General features: G+C 71.0%; 12 protein-coding genes and 1 riboswitch. Of the genes, 8 read left to right on the top strand and 4 right to left on the bottom strand.

Going from position 1 to position 16,867, the window contains the following annotated elements:
* Positions 1–277 precede the first annotated feature (277 nt).
* A complete protein-coding gene (locus tag ACZ4QV_RS35285) occupies positions 278–823 on the bottom strand; it encodes a cysteine hydrolase family protein (RefSeq protein WP_361589762.1) in 546 nt (181 codons plus the stop codon).
* A gap of 1 nt (position 824) precedes the next feature.
* Positions 825–2,303, bottom strand: coding sequence for an aminotransferase class I/II-fold pyridoxal phosphate-dependent enzyme (locus ACZ4QV_RS35280; protein WP_361589765.1), 1,479 nt, complete (start codon positions 2,301–2,303; stop codon positions 825–827).
* A gap of 498 nt (positions 2,304–2,801) precedes the next feature.
* On the opposite strand from ACZ4QV_RS35280, the gene fdh reads away from it, so the two are divergent.
* Genes fdh through ACZ4QV_RS35260 form a run of 4 tightly spaced genes read left to right on the top strand, consistent with a single transcriptional unit; the run spans position 2,802 to position 8,551 of the window.
* Entirely contained in the window at positions 2,802–6,050 is a 3,249-nt protein-coding gene (gene fdh / locus ACZ4QV_RS35275) for a formate dehydrogenase (RefSeq protein ID WP_361639698.1), read from the top strand.
* Positions 6,047–7,045, top strand: a complete 999-nt coding sequence (locus tag ACZ4QV_RS35270; RefSeq protein ID WP_467763985.1) for a 4Fe-4S dicluster domain-containing protein — start codon at positions 6,047–6,049, stop codon at positions 7,043–7,045. The genes fdh and ACZ4QV_RS35270 overlap by 4 nt, the downstream gene beginning before the upstream one ends.
* Before the next feature lie 34 nt (positions 7,046–7,079).
* Positions 7,080–8,168 (top strand): NrfD/PsrC family molybdoenzyme membrane anchor subunit, encoded by a 1,089-nt coding sequence (gene nrfD / locus ACZ4QV_RS35265; protein WP_361639702.1) that lies wholly within the window; start codon positions 7,080–7,082, stop codon positions 8,166–8,168.
* On the top strand, positions 8,165–8,551 hold the full coding sequence (locus tag ACZ4QV_RS35260) for a hypothetical protein (protein WP_361158531.1): 387 nt from the start codon (positions 8,165–8,167) through the stop codon (positions 8,549–8,551). The genes nrfD and ACZ4QV_RS35260 overlap by 4 nt, the downstream gene beginning before the upstream one ends.
* Positions 8,552–8,819: 268 nt before the next feature.
* On the opposite strand, the gene ACZ4QV_RS35255 is transcribed toward ACZ4QV_RS35260, so the two are convergent.
* Positions 8,820–9,374: a hypothetical protein gene (locus ACZ4QV_RS35255; protein WP_467763984.1), complete on the bottom strand. Its 555-nt coding sequence runs from the start codon at positions 9,372–9,374 to the stop codon at positions 8,820–8,822.
* A 131-nt stretch (positions 9,375–9,505) separates the two neighbouring features.
* A complete protein-coding gene (gene metE / locus ACZ4QV_RS35250; RefSeq protein WP_361158538.1) occupies positions 9,506–11,824 on the bottom strand; it encodes a 5-methyltetrahydropteroyltriglutamate--homocysteine S-methyltransferase in 2,319 nt (772 codons plus the stop codon).
* A gap of 164 nt (positions 11,825–11,988) precedes the next feature.
* A riboswitch (cobalamin riboswitch) is annotated at positions 11,989–12,217 on the bottom strand.
* A 379-nt stretch (positions 12,218–12,596) separates the two neighbouring features.
* Between metE and ACZ4QV_RS35245 the strand changes: the two genes are divergently transcribed.
* The 4 genes from ACZ4QV_RS35245 (at position 12,597) to ACZ4QV_RS35230 (ending at position 16,519) form a co-directional block, all read left to right on the top strand.
* On the top strand, positions 12,597–13,019 hold the full coding sequence (locus ACZ4QV_RS35245; protein WP_467763983.1) for a cupin domain-containing protein: 423 nt from the start codon (positions 12,597–12,599) through the stop codon (positions 13,017–13,019).
* A gap of 46 nt (positions 13,020–13,065) precedes the next feature.
* Positions 13,066–13,815 (top strand): SDR family oxidoreductase, encoded by a 750-nt coding sequence (locus ACZ4QV_RS35240; RefSeq protein WP_467763982.1) that lies wholly within the window; start codon positions 13,066–13,068, stop codon positions 13,813–13,815.
* Between the two features lie 714 nt (positions 13,816–14,529).
* Positions 14,530–14,997 carry a GNAT family N-acetyltransferase gene (locus ACZ4QV_RS35235; protein ID WP_361158550.1) on the top strand — a complete coding sequence of 156 codons (468 nt, stop codon included), beginning with the start codon at positions 14,530–14,532 and terminating at the stop codon, positions 14,995–14,997.
* A gap of 1,126 nt (positions 14,998–16,123) precedes the next feature.
* Positions 16,124–16,519, top strand: coding sequence for a RidA family protein (locus ACZ4QV_RS35230; RefSeq protein WP_361158553.1), 396 nt, complete (start codon positions 16,124–16,126; stop codon positions 16,517–16,519).
* Positions 16,520–16,867: the final 348 nt, after the last annotated feature.

Here is a 16,867-nt window from a genome sequence, read left to right as displayed (position 1 = left end):
TCGACATATCGACCATTGGTGGACAAGGGTGCTGTCAGGCCCTTTCGTCGCGCCGGAGCGGCGGCATTGCCGGTTCGAGACGCGGGGGGCACGCACGGGCCCGTACGGATCCGTTCAGGCTCGTACGGCCCGCTCGGTGTCGCGCTGTGGGCGGTGCCGGTCGCAGCCGTACTGCTCGTCACCGTCGCCGCGTGCGCCAACTTCCGCGCGTGGCAGGCCTTTTCGTGCCCGCCACGCGTATCCGACCTGACGGCCGGCCGTCATCCCGCACCCGGCATCACCCGAACAGGGACTCCGCCGTCGAGTCGGTCACGTCCGCGCCCATGTTGCGCTCCATCATCCGCAGCGCGGCGTCGGCCAGGTCGGCGTGGATGTGGGCCACCGCGTCGCGCGGGACCGTGACGTCCAGGTGGCGGATGTGCGCGTCGAGGGCCGAGTACAGGACGCACTGCTCGGTCACCTGGCCGCAGAGCACTGTGCGTCCGATGCCGTGCTGGCCGAGGAGGTACTCCAGCGGCGTCTCGTAGAAGATCGAGTGCCGGGCCTTGACCACGAACAGCGAGGCGTCGTCCGGGCGGAGGGGCTCCACCAAGTCGGAGTGGGGTCCGTCCAGCGCCGTACGGAGGATCTCGTCGTGGTGCGAGCGCCACCGGCCGAAGTTGTCGTTGACGTAGATGACTTCGACGTCCGACTCCTTCGCGCGGGCCCGCTCCAGCACGCGCAGCATGCCGGGCAGGGCGTCGCGCACCGACGGCAGCAACTGCTCGGCGTCCGCGTGCTCGTAGGTGTTGATCATGTCGATCACGATGAGGGCCGTCCGCATGTCAGCCGTTCCCTTCGACGAGGACCCGTACCGTCTTCAGCTCGGGATCGGCCGCGTCGGGTACGTTCATCCCGGCCCGCACCCCGCTCGACAGATACCGCACCACGGGCCCGTCGAGCCGTTCGCCGGGCAGCGCGGCCGGGATGCCCGGCGGATAGGGAGTCAGCATCTCGGCCACGATGCGGCCGGCCGCCGCGTGCACCGGCACGTCCTCGACCTCGCCGAAGTAGGCGTCGCGCGGCAGGCACACCTGCTCCAGCCGCAGCTCGCCCGGCGTCGGCACCTCGACCTCCGGGGCCGGGCGCAGGTCCGCAGCGTGCCGCGACAGATCGCGCAGGGCGTCGAGCAGGATCCCGGCGGTCGCCTCGTCGTCGGCGTGTGTGAGCTGGGCGCTGATCCGCCGGTGGTCGGCGAGATGAGCGTCGACGGAACGGTGTTCGCGCAGCCAGTCCGCGGCCCGGTAGCCCGACGTGCCCAGCCCGCTCACGTCGATCACCACGGGCAGCGGGTCGAAGTCGTCGGCCAGCCCCGGACCGCAGAAGTCGGCCCGGTCGTTGACGTGCAGCCCGTCGATCTCCTCGATGGCGGCCCGCACCCGCGCGGCCAGGTCCAGGGCCCGGCCCAGGAGGTCACGGCCCCGCAGGGCCATCTGCCGCCGCCAGCCGTCCAGGCCCGCGTACAGCAGCACCGAAGGGCTGGTCGTGCCGAAGAGGTCCGCCCGTGACTTCAGTACGGTCGGCTGTACCAGGTCGCCCCGCAGGTGGAACACCGAGCCCTGCTCCAGGCCGCTGCCCATCTTGTGGATGCTCGTCACGCAGACGTCGGCGCCGGCGTCCATCGCCCAGGACGGCAGGTCCGGATGGAAGGGCAGATGTGCTCCCCACGCCTCGTCCACGACCAGCGGGCGCCCCCGCCGGTGGCACACCCGCGCCAGCCCGTCGAGGTCCGCGCAGGCGCCGTACGGCGTAGGGCTGGTGACCAGCGCACCGCGGGCGTCGGGGTGCTCCTCGAAGGCCCGCTCGAACGCCTCGACCGACGGCGGATGGGCGATCCGGCGCTCCTCGTCCCACTGCGGGTCCAGCCAGATCGGCCGCACACCGGACAGGATCAGGCCCGACACCACCGACTTGTGCGCGTCCCGCCCGACCAGCAGCTTCTCGTGCGGGCCCGCGACGGACAGCATCGCCGCCTTGACGGACAGGGAGCTGCCGCAGGTGGAGAAGAACGTGTGCGAGGCGTGCACCGCGTCCGCCATGAGCGCTTCGGCCCGCTCCAGTACCTGGCCGGCCCCCAGCCGGTCGTCGAGGCCGCCGGAGGCCAGCAGGTCGCCGTGGAAGACGGCGTCGCCCAGCACCTCCCGCACCAGAGGGTCGGCACCGCGGGCCTGTTTGTGGCCCGGCGGGGTGAAGGAGACCTCTCCGGCCTGTCGGTAGCGGGACAATGCCTCCAGAACCGGTGCCTGTGTGTGATCGACAGCCATGCGGCAGGGGTTCCCCGGGGGCGGGCGGGTCAATCACCGGGCGCGTTGCGCGCGAGGGTTCGCGCTGACGCGCGGCTCGCACCGCGTTCGTTGTGGGGACGGGGCACGCAGGGGGCCAACGCTCCCCAGCCTTCGGCCGAAGCCCACGGCAGGGAATTCTTCGGTTGCCCTGGTGCCCGTCCTCCTGGTGGTGAGGCGCACGGGGCGCGTGGCGGAAGGGCGGCACTCACCCGTACGGCCACGGAACGAGTCCTCCTGAGCGTCCGCGACGGCTTCGGCCGGGCCGCTCCCGTACCTCTTGGACCTTTGCCGCTCCGTACGGGTTTTCCCTGGCCAGTGCGGGGAACCCGCCCTCGCGCCGCCGGTCGGCTGCCGGCGGCACCGGCCTGCCGCCGCCGGGGGCTGCCTGCCGCTCCCGCTCGCCGCCGGGGCTCCGGCGGGCGAGTCTTTGAGGAGGCAGCCGCCGTGGCAGACCGCAGACCCGCTGGAGGACAAGCGATGGGCGTGCGCAAACGGGTTCGCGAGTGGCCCGTGTACCGGCAGCTGACCGGGGGCGACCCGCTGGGCCGGGGCCGCGCCGCGATGTCGCCGTACACGGAGCGGCTGCGCCCGCGCACGGACTCCGCCGACCGGATGGTGCGCTCCGTCTGCCCGTACTGCGCGGTCGGCTGCGGCCAGCAGGTGTACGTCAAGGACGAGAAGGTCGTCCAGATCGAGGGGGACCCGGACTCGCCGGTCAGCCGCGGCCGGCTCTGTCCCAAAGGTTCGGCGACGCTCCAGCTCACCACCGGCTCGTCCCGCCGCCACCAGGTGCTCCACCGGCGTCCGTACGGGACGGACTGGGAGCCGCTGGACCTGGAGACGGCCATGGACATGGTCGCCGACCGGGTCGTCGAGACCCGCCGCCGCACCTGGGAGTGGGAGTCCGACGAGGGGCTCTGCACGGCGCGGACCCTGGGCATCGCCAGCCTGGGCGGCGCCACTTTGGACAACGAGGAGAACTACCTCATCAAGAAGCTGCTGACCGGCCTCGGCGTGGTCCAGGTGGAGAACCAGGCCCGGGTCTGCCACAGCTCCACCGTCGCCGGCCTCGGCACCTCCTTCGGGCGCGGCGGCGCGACCACCTTCATGCAGGACCTCCAGCACGCCGACTGCATCGTCATCCAGGGTTCCAACTTCGCCGAGGCGCACCCCGTCGGCTTCCAGTGGGTGATGGAGGCCAAGGCACGCGGCGCCCGCGTCATCCACGTCGATCCGCGGTACACGCGGACCAGCGCCTTGGCCGACCTGCACGTCCCCCTGCGGGCGGGCAGCGACATCGCCTTCCTGGGCGGGATCATCCGTCACGTTCTGACGGAGGAGAAGGATTTCCGGGAGTACGTCCTGAACTACACCAATGCCGCCACCCTGGTCGGCGAGGAGTTCCGGGACACCGAGGATCTGGCCGGCGTCTTCTCCGGCCTGGGTGCGGACGGTACGCACTACGACACTCTGACCTGGCAGTACGAGGGTGTCGACGTCCAGGCGCCGTCGGGTGAGGTGGACGAGCTGTACGAGGCCCGTGTGCAGGAGGCCGGCGGCCCTGAGCAGCACGGTTCCGGCGGAGCGCGCACCGGAGGGCAGCCGCCGCGCGACGAGACGCTCCAACACCCGCGCTGCGTCTACCAGATCCTCAAGCGGCACTACGCCCGCTACACCCCCGAGATGGTCGAGCGGATCTGCGGAGTGCCGCGGGAGACGTTCCTACGGGTGTGCGAGGAGCTGACCGCTCACTCGGGCCGCGACCGCACCAGCGCCTTCGTCTACGCGGTCGGCTGGACCCAGCACTCGGTCGGCGCGCAGTACATCCGGGCCGCCAGCGTCCTGCAACTGCTCCTCGGCAACATCGGCCGCCCCGGCGGCGGCATCCAGGCCCTGCGCGGCCACGCCTCCATCCAGGGCTCCAGCGACATCCCCACCCTCTTCAACCTGCTGCCCGGCTACCTGCCGATGCCGCACGCCCACGCGCACGAGGACCTGGACACCTTCGTCCGCACGAGCCGCACCGAAAAGGGCTTCTGGGGCAACATGCGGGCCTACTTCGTCAGCCTGCTCAAGGCGTACTACGGCGACGCGGCCACCGCCGACAACGACTACTGCTTCGGCCACCTGCCGCGCCTGACCGGCGCCCACGCCACGTACGAGACCGTCATGGCGCAGCTCGACGGCACCTGCAAGGGCTACTTCCTGATGGGGGAGAACCCCGCCGTCGGCTCCGCCAACACCCGCCTGCAACGCCTGGGCATGGCCAACCTGGAGTGGCTGGTCGTCCGGGACTTCTCGCTCATCGAGTCGGCGACCTGGTGGCAGGACGGCCCGGAGATCGACACCGGCGAGCTGCGCACCGAGGACATCGGCACCGAGGTATTCTTCTTCCCGGCCGCCGCGCACACCGAGAAGTCCGGCTCCTTCACCAACACCAACCGCTGGGTGCAGTGGCACCACGCGGCCGTCGAACCCGAGGGCGACGCCCGCAGCGACCTGTGGTTCATGTACCACCTCGGCCGGCGCATCAAGGCGAGGCTGGCCGCCTCCACCGACCCCATGGACCGGCCCGTACAGGATCTGACCTGGGACTATCCGGTGCAAGGGCCGCTGGAGGAGCCGGTTGCCGCCGCCGTCCTGGCGGAGATCAACGGGACTGGCCCGGACGGCGGCCCGCTCTCCGCGTACACGGAGCTGAAGGACGACGGATCGACGAAATGCGGCTGCTGGATCTACTGCGGCGTCTACGCGGACGGCGTCAACCAGGCGGCCCGCAAGAAGCCGCACACCGAACAGGACTGGGTGGCCGGGGAATGGGCCTGGGCCTGGCCCGCCAACCGCCGCATCCTCTACAACCGCGCCTCGGCCGCCCCGGACGGCACACCCTGGAGCGAGCGCAAGGCGTACGTGTGGTGGGACGCCCAGGAGGGGAAGTGGACCGGACACGACGTGCCGGACTTCATTCCCGACCGCGCCCCCGACTACGAGCCGCCGGACGGCGCGACCGGCCCCGACGCCCTGCGCGGCGACGACCCGTTCATCATGCAGGCGGACGGCAAGGGCTGGCTGTACGTGCCGGCCGGCCTGGTGGACGGGCCGCTGCCCACCCACTACGAGCCGCAGGACTCCCCGTTCGGCAACGCCCTGTACCCGGCCACGCCGCGCTCACCGGTCCGCCGCCTGCACCCCCATGAGGGAAACCGCTATCACCCCAGCGGCGACGAACCGGGCGCCGACGTCTACCCGTACATCGTCACCACCCACCGGCTCACCGAGCACTTCACCGCCGGCGGCATGAGCCGCTGGTCGCCCTACCTCGCCGAACTCCAGCCGGAACTGTTCTGTGAGATCTCCCCGCAGCTCGCCGCCGAACGCGGCCTGGAACACCTGGGCTGGGCCACCATCATCACCGCGCGCAACGCCATTGAGGCGCGTGTCATGGTCACCCGGCGGATCTCCGCCCTGACCGTGCAGGGACGCACCGTCCACCAGATCGGGCTGCCCTTCCACTGGGGACCCAACGGCGTGGTCACCGGCGACGCCGCCAACGAACTGGTGGCCATCGCCCTCGACCCCAACGCCCACATCCAGGAGGACAAGGCGCTCACCGCCGACATCCGGCCGGGCCGCCGGCCCCGCGGGCCCGGCCTGCCGGAACTGGTCGCGGCCTACCGGCAGCGCGCCGGCATCGACGAGACCACCGGAACGGAGCCCCGCCCGTGACCGACCACCTGCTCGGCCACCACCTGCTCAGCGGCGTCGAACCGGACCCTGCCGGAGACGCCGGCCACTCCGGCGCACCGCCCCGGACGGGCTTCTTCACCGACACCTCCGTGTGCATCGGCTGCAAGGCGTGCGAGGTGGCCTGCAAGGAGTGGAACGCCCTGCCCGAGGACGGACTGTCGCTGTCCGGGATGAGCTACGACAACACGCAGGGGCTCGGGGCCTCGACGTGGCGTCATGTGGCCTTCATCGAGCAGGAGGTTCCCGCGCGCGACGAGCCGACGGCGCCGGTGCGTGGCGGGCCGCCCGCTGCCGACGGGCGTACACAACTGCCGCTGGCCGACACGAACGACGGTACCGGCGGCGGTTCCGACAACGCGGCCGGCGGCGACCTGCGCTGGCTGATGGCCTCCGACGTCTGCAAACACTGCACTCACGCCGCGTGCCTGGACGTCTGCCCCACCGGCTCGCTCTTCCGCACCGAGTTCGGCACCGTCGTCGTCCAGGAGGACATCTGCAACGGCTGCGGCTACTGCGTACCCGCCTGCCCGTACGGCGTCATCGAGCAACGCCCCTCCGACGGCCGCGCCTTCAAGTGCACGATGTGCTACGACCGGCTCGGCGCCGGACAGGAACCCGCCTGCGCCAAGGCGTGCCCGACCGAGTCCATCCAGTACGGACCGCTGGACGAACTCCGCGAACGGGCCGCGCTCCGCGTCGACCAGTTGCACGCGGCAGGCGTCACCGACGCGCGGCTGTACGGGCACGAGCCGGCCGACGGCGTCGGCGGGGACGGCGCGTTCTTCCTGCTCCTCGACGAACCCGAGGTCTACGGACTGCCACCGGACCCCGTCGTCACCACCCGCGATCTGCCCGCCATGTGGAAACACGCGGGTGCCGCGGCGCTCTCGCTGGCGGGAGGCATCGCGCTGGCGTTCGCCGGGCCCGCGCTGAAGCAGCTCGGCGGTGCCACCGGACGGAAGGGACGGCGATGACGGAAGGGCAGGAGCGATGACGGAAGGAGAGGCGATGAACGGCTCCGATGTCACCCGCGAGGGCTCCGAGGGCGGGCGGCCGGGCCGCGCCGCCGCGCCGGAGATGCTGCGCGGCGGGCCGGGCGCCGACGGGAGAGGACGGCGCAAGGGCGGCAAGCGCGGCCGCGGCGGCCGTGGTGAGCAGCTCATGGCGCCCCCGGCCGACTTCCGGTCGTACTACGGCCGGCCGGTCATCAAGGCTCCTGCCTGGCGCGCCCGGGACATCGCCGGGTACTTCTTCCTCGGCGGTCTGGCCGGCGCCGGATCGGTGCTGGCGGCCGGGGCCCACGCGACGGGCCGCACCACCACCGCCACCGCGATGAAGGGCTCCTCCCTGGCGGCGGTCACCCTGTCCACCGCCGCACTCGTCAACGACCTCGGCAGACCCGGCCGGTTCGCGAACATGCTCCGGGTCGTCAAGCCGACCTCGCCGATGAGCGTCGGCTCCTGGCTGCTGGCCGCCTACGGGCCGGCAGCGGGCGCCGCGGCCGCCTCGGCCGTCACCGGAAAGCTGCCCAGGGCAGGCGCCCTGGCCACCGGCTTCGCGGCGCTCCTCGGACCGGCCGTCGCCACCTACACCGCGGTCCTCGCGGCGGACACCGCCGTCCCCGCGTGGCACGGCGCGCACCGCGAACTCCCGTACCTCTTCGCGGCATCGGCGACGGCCGCCGCCGCCGGGACGGCCCTCGCCGTCGCTCCCGTACGGGAGACGGTGCCCGCCCGGTGCGCCGCGGTACTGGCCGCGGTCGCCGACGAAGCGGTCACCAAGGCCGTCGAACGGCGCCTCGGCATGGTCGCGGAGACCTGGCACCAGGGGCGGGCCGGCACGCTGCTCCGCACGGCGCGGACACTCACCGCGGCCGGAGCCGCCGTCGGCGCCGCCTTCGGAGGCCGTTCCCGCACGCTGGCCGCCGCGAGCGGGCTGGCCCTGCTCGCCGGTTCCGTGTGCACCCGCTTCGGGGTCTTCGCGGCCGGCATCGCCTCCGCCGAGGACCCGAAATACACCGTCGTACCCCAACGGGCGGCCAAGGAAGCCCGCCGCACCACATCGACGCACAGCGCGGAGAGGACCCAGCCCACATGACCCGCACACCCCATACCGACGAGCCGGCCCAGGTCGTGCTCAGCGCCCAGACACCGGCCGATGCCGAGGCCGTGTTCAGCACGCTGCGCAGCTGCTTCGACTCCGACCGCGCCGACGGCGACACCGCCCACGACCAGCCGCACCGGTCCGGTCACCCGACCGTCTGGACCGAGACCTTCGAAACCTCGGAGGTCCGCGGCGACGTCCGGCCGAACGCGGACCTGTCCGCCGCCGTCACCGCCGACCTCCAGGGCAGCCACTTGGCGGTGGACCGGCTGCGGGACGTGCTGACACGCGCGTTCTCCGTCCGTACGGAAGGCACGGTGTCGGGCGACCAGGAGGTCGAGCTCCAGATCGTCCTGGAGAGCACGGGGCAGAGCTGACCCCTTCCGGTGCACCATGTGTGCCGCGGGCGGGTGCGGAGCAGCCTCAGTTCTGCTCCGCACCCGCCCGACGGACGTCCGGGGCCCTCACCCCGGAGTCTGCACGCCCCGTACCAGGTACTCCGCATACACCTTGACGGTGCGGCACGCCGCCAGTTCGCGCCGACCATACGGAGACTCTGACAGTGGCGCCGAATGCCAACAACCATGGCCCCGTGCCAACTTCTGCGCATCTTCCCGCCCGCCCTTGCGAAGACTGCCAAGCCGTTCACGTGGCGGCGCGCTCCCTCCGCCACGCCACCGCGTCGGCAGTCAGCGGCGCCTGGATGTTATAGACGTCGCCGACCCGCAGGTTGCCCGGTGTGCTGAATTCACCGTGGCAATTGATGACGGAGACGGCGACCTGGGAATTCGGCTGCCAGAACGTCCGGTAGTGCGGCGCGTTCGCCGCATCCGGGATCTCCAGCAACGGGACGCCGCGTCGCTCCAACAGACGCCGCAGCTTCTCGAACCGCAGCCGGGGGGCGAAGCGCCCGTACCGGGTTCGCAGCACCTCGTCGACGGACTTGTGCTTCCGGTGGGCCAGTCTGTGCACCTGCAAGGTGAAATGGTGCCCCGACCAGAGGGCGTCGGTGGATTCGCGTTCCCAGAAGAACTCGGGCAGGCCGTAGGAGTAGCCCAGGCCGGTTTCCCCGAACCTGTTCTCGCCGAAGTCCGGCCCCAGGTTTTCGGCGACGCGCTCGGGAGAATCGGTGTGGCGCAGGCCGAGCACGGCGCCGGTGGTCACGACGTCCATGTAGAACGCCAGGGAATACGGGGTCAAGTGATGTTCCTCGATAAGTGCGGGGAGAGCAGTTTACGGCCCGCCGGCCGGCCGTTCCCGAGCCGGCCGGCGGACTGCCCCCCCCCGGGTCACCCCCATGAACCGGTTCTAGCTGTGGAGTTCGAAGGTGATCACGACGTGGGCAGCTCCGCGCGCACCGTCCGCGCGGCCGCGACGAGGTTCTCCAGCGAAGCACGGGTCTCGGGCCAGCCCCGGGTCTTCAGACCGCAGTCGGGATTGACCCACAGCCGCTCGGCCGGGATGGCGCCGAGGCCCTTGCGCAGCAGGCTCGCCGCCTCCTCGGCGCTCGGCACGCGGGGCGAGTGGATGTCGTACACGCCCGGGCCGGCCTCCCGCGGATAGCCGTGTTCGGCCAGTTCACGGGCCACCTGCATGTGTGAGCGGGCCGCCTCCAGGCTGATCACGTCGGCATCCAGATCGTCGATGGCCTGCACGATGTCACCGAACTCGGCGTAGCACATGTGTGTATGGATCTGCGTCCGGTCCCGCACCCCGCCGGTGGTGAGGCGGAACGCCTCGGTGGCCCAGGCGAGGTAGGCGGGACGGCCGGCGGCGCGCAGCGGCAGCGTCTCGCGCAGCGCCGGCTCGTCGACCTGGATGACCGAGGTGCCGGCCGCCTCCAGGTCGCCGACCTCGTCACGCAGGGCCAGCGCCACCTGCCGGGCGGTGTCGCCGAGCGGCTGGTCGTCCCGGACGAACGACCAGGCGAGCATGGTGACCGGGCCGGTCAGCATCCCCTTGACCGGACGGTCGGTGAGCGACTGCGCGTACCGCGTCCACCGCACCGTCATCGGCTCGGGCCGCGAGATGTCGCCCGCGAGGACCGGCGGCCGGACGTACCGCGTGCCGTACGACTGGACCCAGCCGTGCTGTGTGGCGAGATACCCCGTCAGCCGCTCGGCGAAGTACTGCACCATGTCGTTGCGTTCGGGCTCGCCGTGCACGAGGACGTCGATGCCCGCCTCCTCCTGGAAGGCGAGCACCTCGCGGATCTCGTTCCCGATGCGTTCCTCGTACCCGGCCGTGTCCAGGCGTCCCGCCCGCAGGTCGGCGCGGGCGGCGCGCAGTTCGGCGGTCTGCGGGAAGGAGCCGATGGTGGTCGTCGGCAGCAGCGGCAGGCCGAGGTGGGCCCGCTGGGCGACGGTCCGTTCCCCGTACGGCGCCGAGCGGCGGCCGTCGGCGTCGGTGACGGCGGCGGTACGGGCCCGTACGGCGGGGTCGCGGGTGATCGCGGAACCGGCGCGGGACGCCAGGTCGGCGCGGTTGGCGGCCAGTTCGGCGGCGATCGTGTGGGTGCCCTGCGCGAGGCCGCGGGCGAGCGTGGCGACCTCGGCGGTCTTCTGCCGGGCGAACGCGAGCCAGCGCAGGACCTGCGGGTCGATGTCCCGCTCGGCGGTGGCGTCCAGCGGCACGTGCAGCAGCGAGCAGGAGGCGGCCACGTCGACCCGGTCGGCCAGACCCAGCAGCGTACCGAGCGTGGCCAGCGACTTCTCGTAGTCGTTGATCCAGATGTTGCGGCCGTTGACGACTCCGGCGACCAGCCGCTTGCCGGGCAGGCCGCCGGCGGCGGCGAGCGCGTCCAGGTTGCCCGCCGCGGCCTCGGTGAAGTCCAGCGCGAGACCGTCGACGGGCGCCTTGGCGAGTACCGGCAGGGCCTCGCCGAGCTGGTCGAAGTACGAGGCGACCAGCAGCTTCGGGCGGTCGGCGAGCGTACCGAGGACGCGGTAGGCGCGCTCGGCGGCGTTGAGGTCGGCCGGGGTGCGGTCCTGCACCAGGGCGGGCTCGTCCAACTGCGCCCACTCGGCGCCGGCCGCGCGCAGGTCCGCCAGTACCTCCGCGTAGACGGGCAGGAGCCGGTCGAGCAGGGTCAGCGGGTCGAAGTCGGCGGCCACACCGGGGGCCGGCTTGGACAGCAGGAGGTAGGTGACCGGGCCGACGAGGACCGGGCGCGGGGTGTGACCGAGCGCGAGTGCCTCCCGCACCTCGCCGACCTGCTTGGCGGAGTCGGTGGAGAAGACGGTGTCAGGCCCCAATTCGGGCACGAGATAGTGGTAGTTGGTGTCGAACCACTTGGTCATCTCCAGCGGCGCCACATCCTGCGTCCCGCGCGCCATCGCGAAGTAGCCGTCCAGGGCGTCGGCCTCGACGGCGGCGCGGTGCCGTTCCGGGACAGCGCCGACCATGACGCTGGTGTCCAGCACATGGTCGTAGTACGAGAAGTCACCGGTCGGCACCTCGTGGATGCCGGCGTCGGCCAGCTGCTGCCAGTTGGAACGGCGCAGGTCCTTCGCGGTCTCCCGGAGGGCGTCCGCGGTGACGCGGCCCTTCCAGTACCCCTCGACGGCCTTCTTCAGTTCCCGGTGCTGTCCCTGGCGGGGGTAGCCGTACACGGTGGCCCGTGCTGCCGCGGCTGCGGGCTTCGCTGTCACGGAACTCTCCTTCGCGAGCGTGATCTTCTCCGAGCCCGGTGACGGGACGAGAACGCGAAGGAATGACGCACCGGACGGGCCACCCGGCGCCGAACGGCACCCATGCCCGCCTGCTGTGGTCGCCGACCCGCCCTCGAGGTCACCGGAAGGTCCGCGCACGTACGGACGCACGCGGGCAACGGGCAGGTCTTCGGACTCGCGGGCACGCCTGCCGGACCATCGTCCGGCGGACACCTATTGGCCGTCGCTTCCCGGATCCGCGGCCCGGATCCAGTGCGTATGACGGCGGTCGTTCCCGCTCACCGCTGCGGGGCAGTCCCGGATTCCCACCGGGTTCCCTCTTACGACGCGCCTGCCTGGCGGGCAGGGCGAACCAGCTGCACCGGACAGCGTAGATCGGTCGCACCCGGTAGGGACACCCTTGTTCACATGGTGGTACGTGAGATGGGACACGGGGGGAGGGGTGGGGGCGGGCGGGGGCGGAGCCGGGCGGGACGGCGGGGACGGGGACGGGCGGAGCCGGGTCGGACGGGCGGGGCCGAGGCTCCGTACGGCGTCCCGGATGTGTCCGGATCGGCGCTCACCGGGCATGCCGGGGGTCTGAACAATGGGACATCTCCCGGCCGGGCCGCTTACCGGCGGGCCGTTCGCCGAGGCCTGGTGCCGTACACCGGGGGGGGCCGGCACCGCACACCGGGGCGGCACCGCCATCGCTACCGATACCGGCACAGGCACCGGCGCCGGCATCGGCACCGCAGAAGGAGGACCCGCCATGCCCGGCACCCACGAACACCCGCCCTCGGAGGCATGGAAGTCCGCGCTCACCGTGCTGCAAGAGGTCGTCCCGCCCGCCATCCCGGAGGGCGCGCACGTGTCGACCGTCCAGATCGAGTACCCGCCCGGCGACCAGGGTGCCCCGCCGCACCGCCACCCAGGGCCGGCCTTCGGGTACGTGCTGGAGGGCGAGATGCGCTTCGAACTGGAAGGTGAGCCGGAGCGGATCGTCCGCGCCGGGGAAGCGTTCTGGGAGCCCGGCGGTGACGTCATCCACTACCAGGACGGCAACGCCCTCACCGACACGCGGCTGCGCTTCGTCGTCACCATGCTCTGCGTACCGGGGCAGCCCATGTCCGTCCTGGTCGACGACGAAGAACTCAAACAGCGCGCTCACCTGCGCGTACCCCGGGAGCCCTGACGCCTCTCCGCCCCAGCGGGCGCCAACAGCGCGAGGAGCAGACGAAGTGAAGATCGTGGTCATCGGAGGCACCGGCCTCATCGGCGGCAAAGTGGTCGGCAGACTCACCGAGCGCGGACACGAGGCCGTGCCCGCCGCGCCCAGTACGGGCGTCAACACCCTCACCGGCGAGGGCCTCGACACCGCGCTGGCCGGAGCCCAGGTGGTCGTGGACGTGGCCAACTCGCCCTCCTTCGAGGAGTCGGCGGTCCTGGAATTCTTCACCACCTCTACCCGCAACCTGCTGGCCGCCGAGGCCACGGCGGGCGTCACGCATCACCTGGCGCTGTCGATCGTCGGCATCGACGACCTGCCCGACAACGGCTACTTCCGGGCGAAGGTGGTCCAGGAGCGGCTGATCAAACAGGGCCCGATTCCCTACTCGATCCTCCGGGCGACACAGTTCTTCGAGTTCGTCAGAGGCATCGCCGACGCCGCCACCGACGGCGACACCGTGCGCGTACCACCCGTGCTCTTCCAGCCCCTGGCCGCCGCGGACGTCGCCGAGGCGGTGACCAAGGCCGCCGTGGAAATCCCGCAGAAAGCCACCACCGAAGTGGCCGGCCCCGAAGTCTTCCGCTTCGACGAACTCGTCGCCCGGGCCCTGCACGCCTGGCACGACCCGCGCACGGTCGCCCCCGACCCGCACGCCCGCTACTTCGGCTCCGAACTCACCGAACGCAGCCTCGTCCCCGACGAGGGCAGCGCCCGACTGGCCACCACCCGCTTCGAGGACTGGCTGCGTACGTCTTCCTGAACACGGCGAGGCAGGCATACACGTTGCTCGCGGTCCGAGGACGGGTTCGATCAGATCAAGCGACACACCGCGCGTGCCGCCAGGTCCGGTGGGCGGGGTCGCTCACACCCTTCACTGCGAGCATTTCTACGTTGTGGGCGAACGCGGAAAGGTGTCCGAAGTGCAGACTCGGACCGCTCAGATGGAAACGGCCGGCGGCCGCATCGACCTGCGGCATGCCGGGCAGGGAAGGAACTTGTTGTTCGTGCACGGTCTGATGGTCGACGGACACCTGTGGGACCCGCTGGCCCCGGGACTGCACGACCGGTTCCACATCGTGCTGCCCGACATGCCGTTAGGGGGACACCGCACGCCGCTCGAACCGGACGCGGACTGTTCCCTGGAGACGCACGCTCGGTCGCCATCGCGGAGCGTTCACGCGCCTTCGTGTCGCTCGACGAGCCGGACCGGCTCGTCGAGCGTCTCCTCGAATTCATCGACGACGGCAGACCATCACAGGACGCGACGTAAAAAGGAGGGACACATCGCACCCACCGACCCCACGGCCGAGAAACTGGGAACTACCCACCCCTGAACGGTTGTCTCCCGGCCTTGACCGAGCGCAGCGCTCCGCGACGTCACCCAGTTACCGCGAGTAGCTGAGCGTTCCAATGCCGATCACATCCCCATCGCACCCCCCTCGCATCCCCATCACCCCCAACCGAAAGGCAGGGCATGCAAGACGTACGCCGGGCCCGTACGACCGACCACACCACCCTCGTGGAGTGCGTCCAGCGCTGGTGGGGCGACTCACGCACCCCGGAACAAGCGAGGGAACTCTCCCTGCTGCTGCCACGCCTCTTCCTGCAACACTTCGCGGACACCAGTCTGGTGCTGGAGGACGTGCGGGGAATCCGGGCGTTCCTCGTAGGCTTCCACTCCGCCGACCACGCGGACCAGGCGTACATCCACTTCGTCGGAGTGGACCCCGAGTTGCGCCAGCAGGGCGTCGCTCGTCGCCTCTACACCACCTTCTTCGAACGCGCGGCAGCAGCCGGCCGCACCGAGGTACGCGCCATCACCTCGCCGCACAACACCGGTTCCATCGCCTTCCACAGGGCCCTGGGCTTCACCCCGTCGGCCCCGATCGCGGACTACGACGGTCCCGCGCTGGACCGGGTGACTTTCCGCCGCGCCCTTTGAAGAGGCGGAGGTGGCGGGCGGGCGTCCCCTGTGTGGGGCCCGCCCGTTGCCCGGCGGGTAGGGACCATCCCCGCACGCGCGGGGACCGCGACGCGGACCCCGGTTGGCCCGGCCCCGGACGGGGACCATCCCCGCACGCGCGGGGACCGCAGGCCTCGACCAGCGGTTTCGTCAGGCGTGGTGGTGGTTTTTCCTTACTTTCAGGGATTCCGGCGAATGCTGCGAAAGCTGCCTCTTCTTGGTCATTCCGTCGCTGCTCCCCTCGGGAAGGCCCCTGGGCCGAAGGCGAATCGACTTCGGTGGAGCAGGATAGGCCCTCCTGGTTGACGAGGTGGCAGCCGTGGGGCCGGGGCGAATGCGGAGTGCCGGGGAGAACCCCGCGTTCGTGCGCGTCACGCGGCTCGGCGTTTGCGTTGGCGGTAGGTGGTCAGCTTGCGGCGTTCCTCCTCGTCCGTGGCGCCCCAGATGCCGTAGAAGAGACCGGCCGGGCCCGTGACCCGCTGCGATGGGTGGTCGAAGGGCGTTGACCAGGCAGATCGATCTTTCGCGTCTTTCGCGCCGATGCCCGTTGATCTGGCCGAAAGTCCCAGGGGGTCCCAGAGAAATCCCAAGCGGGCGCTGGCCCACGACCACGCCGGCGGCTGTGTACGTGACGCCGGAAGCTGCCGGTGCTGCTGACCTGCTGCGATGGCGGTTGTCACGGGCGCTGGGGAACGTTGGTCCGCGTATCATTCGGATCTTGGTCTCAACCGCCGGGAGCCGGGATGGGCTGACGTTACGGTTCGGGAGGGACCATCGGTGCGGAACTGGCGGCTTCGCGCTGATCTGGCAGTTGCCGAACAACAGAGGGACTCAGAAGGCGCCGGCTTCTCGCTCACTGCATGGGTGCGAGCAGTCGACAGTGTGAGAACCGCGTCAACACCAGCCTGTCCCGGTGCAGGTGGAAGGCGGATGGGTGACTGCGGGAACTGGTGCGCCCGGCCGCGTGTGATTCAAGTGGTGCCTGCGTCCGGTAGCCGAAGGTGGTCCGGGCGGTGATGTCTGTCCTGCGGTGCGCATCTGCTGGGCGCGTCCGGGGCGGCCGTCCGTAAGGGCCGGAGTTTTCGCTCGTGGCATGATCGGGGCCATGGAGCACTTCATACGTCCCAACGGCTCACCGCCCGTCAACGGCTACAGTCACGCGGTCGCCTTCACCGGAGCGATGGTCGCTGTCTCGGGCCAGATTCCAGTGGATGGCGACGGCAACCTGATCGGTAAAGAGGACACTGAGGCCCAGATCCGTCAGGTATACGCGAATCTGACCACCGCGTTGGAAGCAGCCGGCTCCGGCCTGGAGCACATCGTCAAACTGACGGTCTACCTGACCGATCTGGACGATCTGGACGCGTTCCGCAAGGTGCGAGACGAATACCAGGACGCAGAACACCCGCCCGCCTGTTCCTTGGTGAAGGTCGCCGGCCTGGTCCACCCGGACTTCCGGGTCGAGGTCGACGCATTGGCCGTGGCGCCGAGCGCTGGGTAACGGTCGGGCCCACTGAAGCAGCCCCCTTGCGGCCCTCGGGAACGTGGCAAGCCCTCGGGTAAGTCGTTGCTGTGACCGGTGTGTGCGACGGCGGAAGGCATGCCGCGTTCCGATCGGCGGGCCGGGCCAGGTTGAAGGCGGGCGGCCTGCCACCCCGGCTGCCGCGTCGAAGGCGGTGTGCCTGCGGATCGGCCGGGACGGGGATGACCGCACGGATTCCGCGTGTGCGCTGGTGTCTGCGGACGGCATGCGAGGAGTACGCCTAATGGGAAGTGAAGGCCGGTGGTAGCTGATTCAGGGGCGCGAGCTGAGCCTTTGAGTATGCCCGGGCCTGAGAGCCCTGTTGAC

Source organism: Streptomyces sp. NPDC026394, from assembly GCF_055567735.1.
The sequence above is the reverse complement of the archived record's forward strand: the minus strand, read 5'-3'. Positions and strand labels throughout refer to the sequence as shown.

Coding starts and splice junctions, on each gene's coding strand:
- ACZ4QV_RS35280 (WP_361589765.1), bottom strand. CDS start 2,303: ATGGCTGTCGATCACACACAGGCACCGGTTCTGGAGGCATTGTCCCGC.
- ACZ4QV_RS35285 (WP_361589762.1), bottom strand. CDS start 823: ATGCGGACGGCCCTCATCGTGATCGACATGATCAACACCTACGAGCAC.
- ACZ4QV_RS35260 (WP_361158531.1), top strand. CDS start 8,165: ATGACCCGCACACCCCATACCGACGAGCCGGCCCAGGTCGTGCTCAGC.
- nrfD (WP_361639702.1), top strand. CDS start 7,080: ATGAACGGCTCCGATGTCACCCGCGAGGGCTCCGAGGGCGGGCGGCCG.
- ACZ4QV_RS35235 (WP_361158550.1), top strand. CDS start 14,530: ATGCAAGACGTACGCCGGGCCCGTACGACCGACCACACCACCCTCGTG.
- ACZ4QV_RS35245 (WP_467763983.1), top strand. CDS start 12,597: ATGCCCGGCACCCACGAACACCCGCCCTCGGAGGCATGGAAGTCCGCG.
- fdh (WP_361639698.1), top strand. CDS start 2,802: ATGGGCGTGCGCAAACGGGTTCGCGAGTGGCCCGTGTACCGGCAGCTG.
- ACZ4QV_RS35230 (WP_361158553.1), top strand. CDS start 16,124: ATGGAGCACTTCATACGTCCCAACGGCTCACCGCCCGTCAACGGCTAC.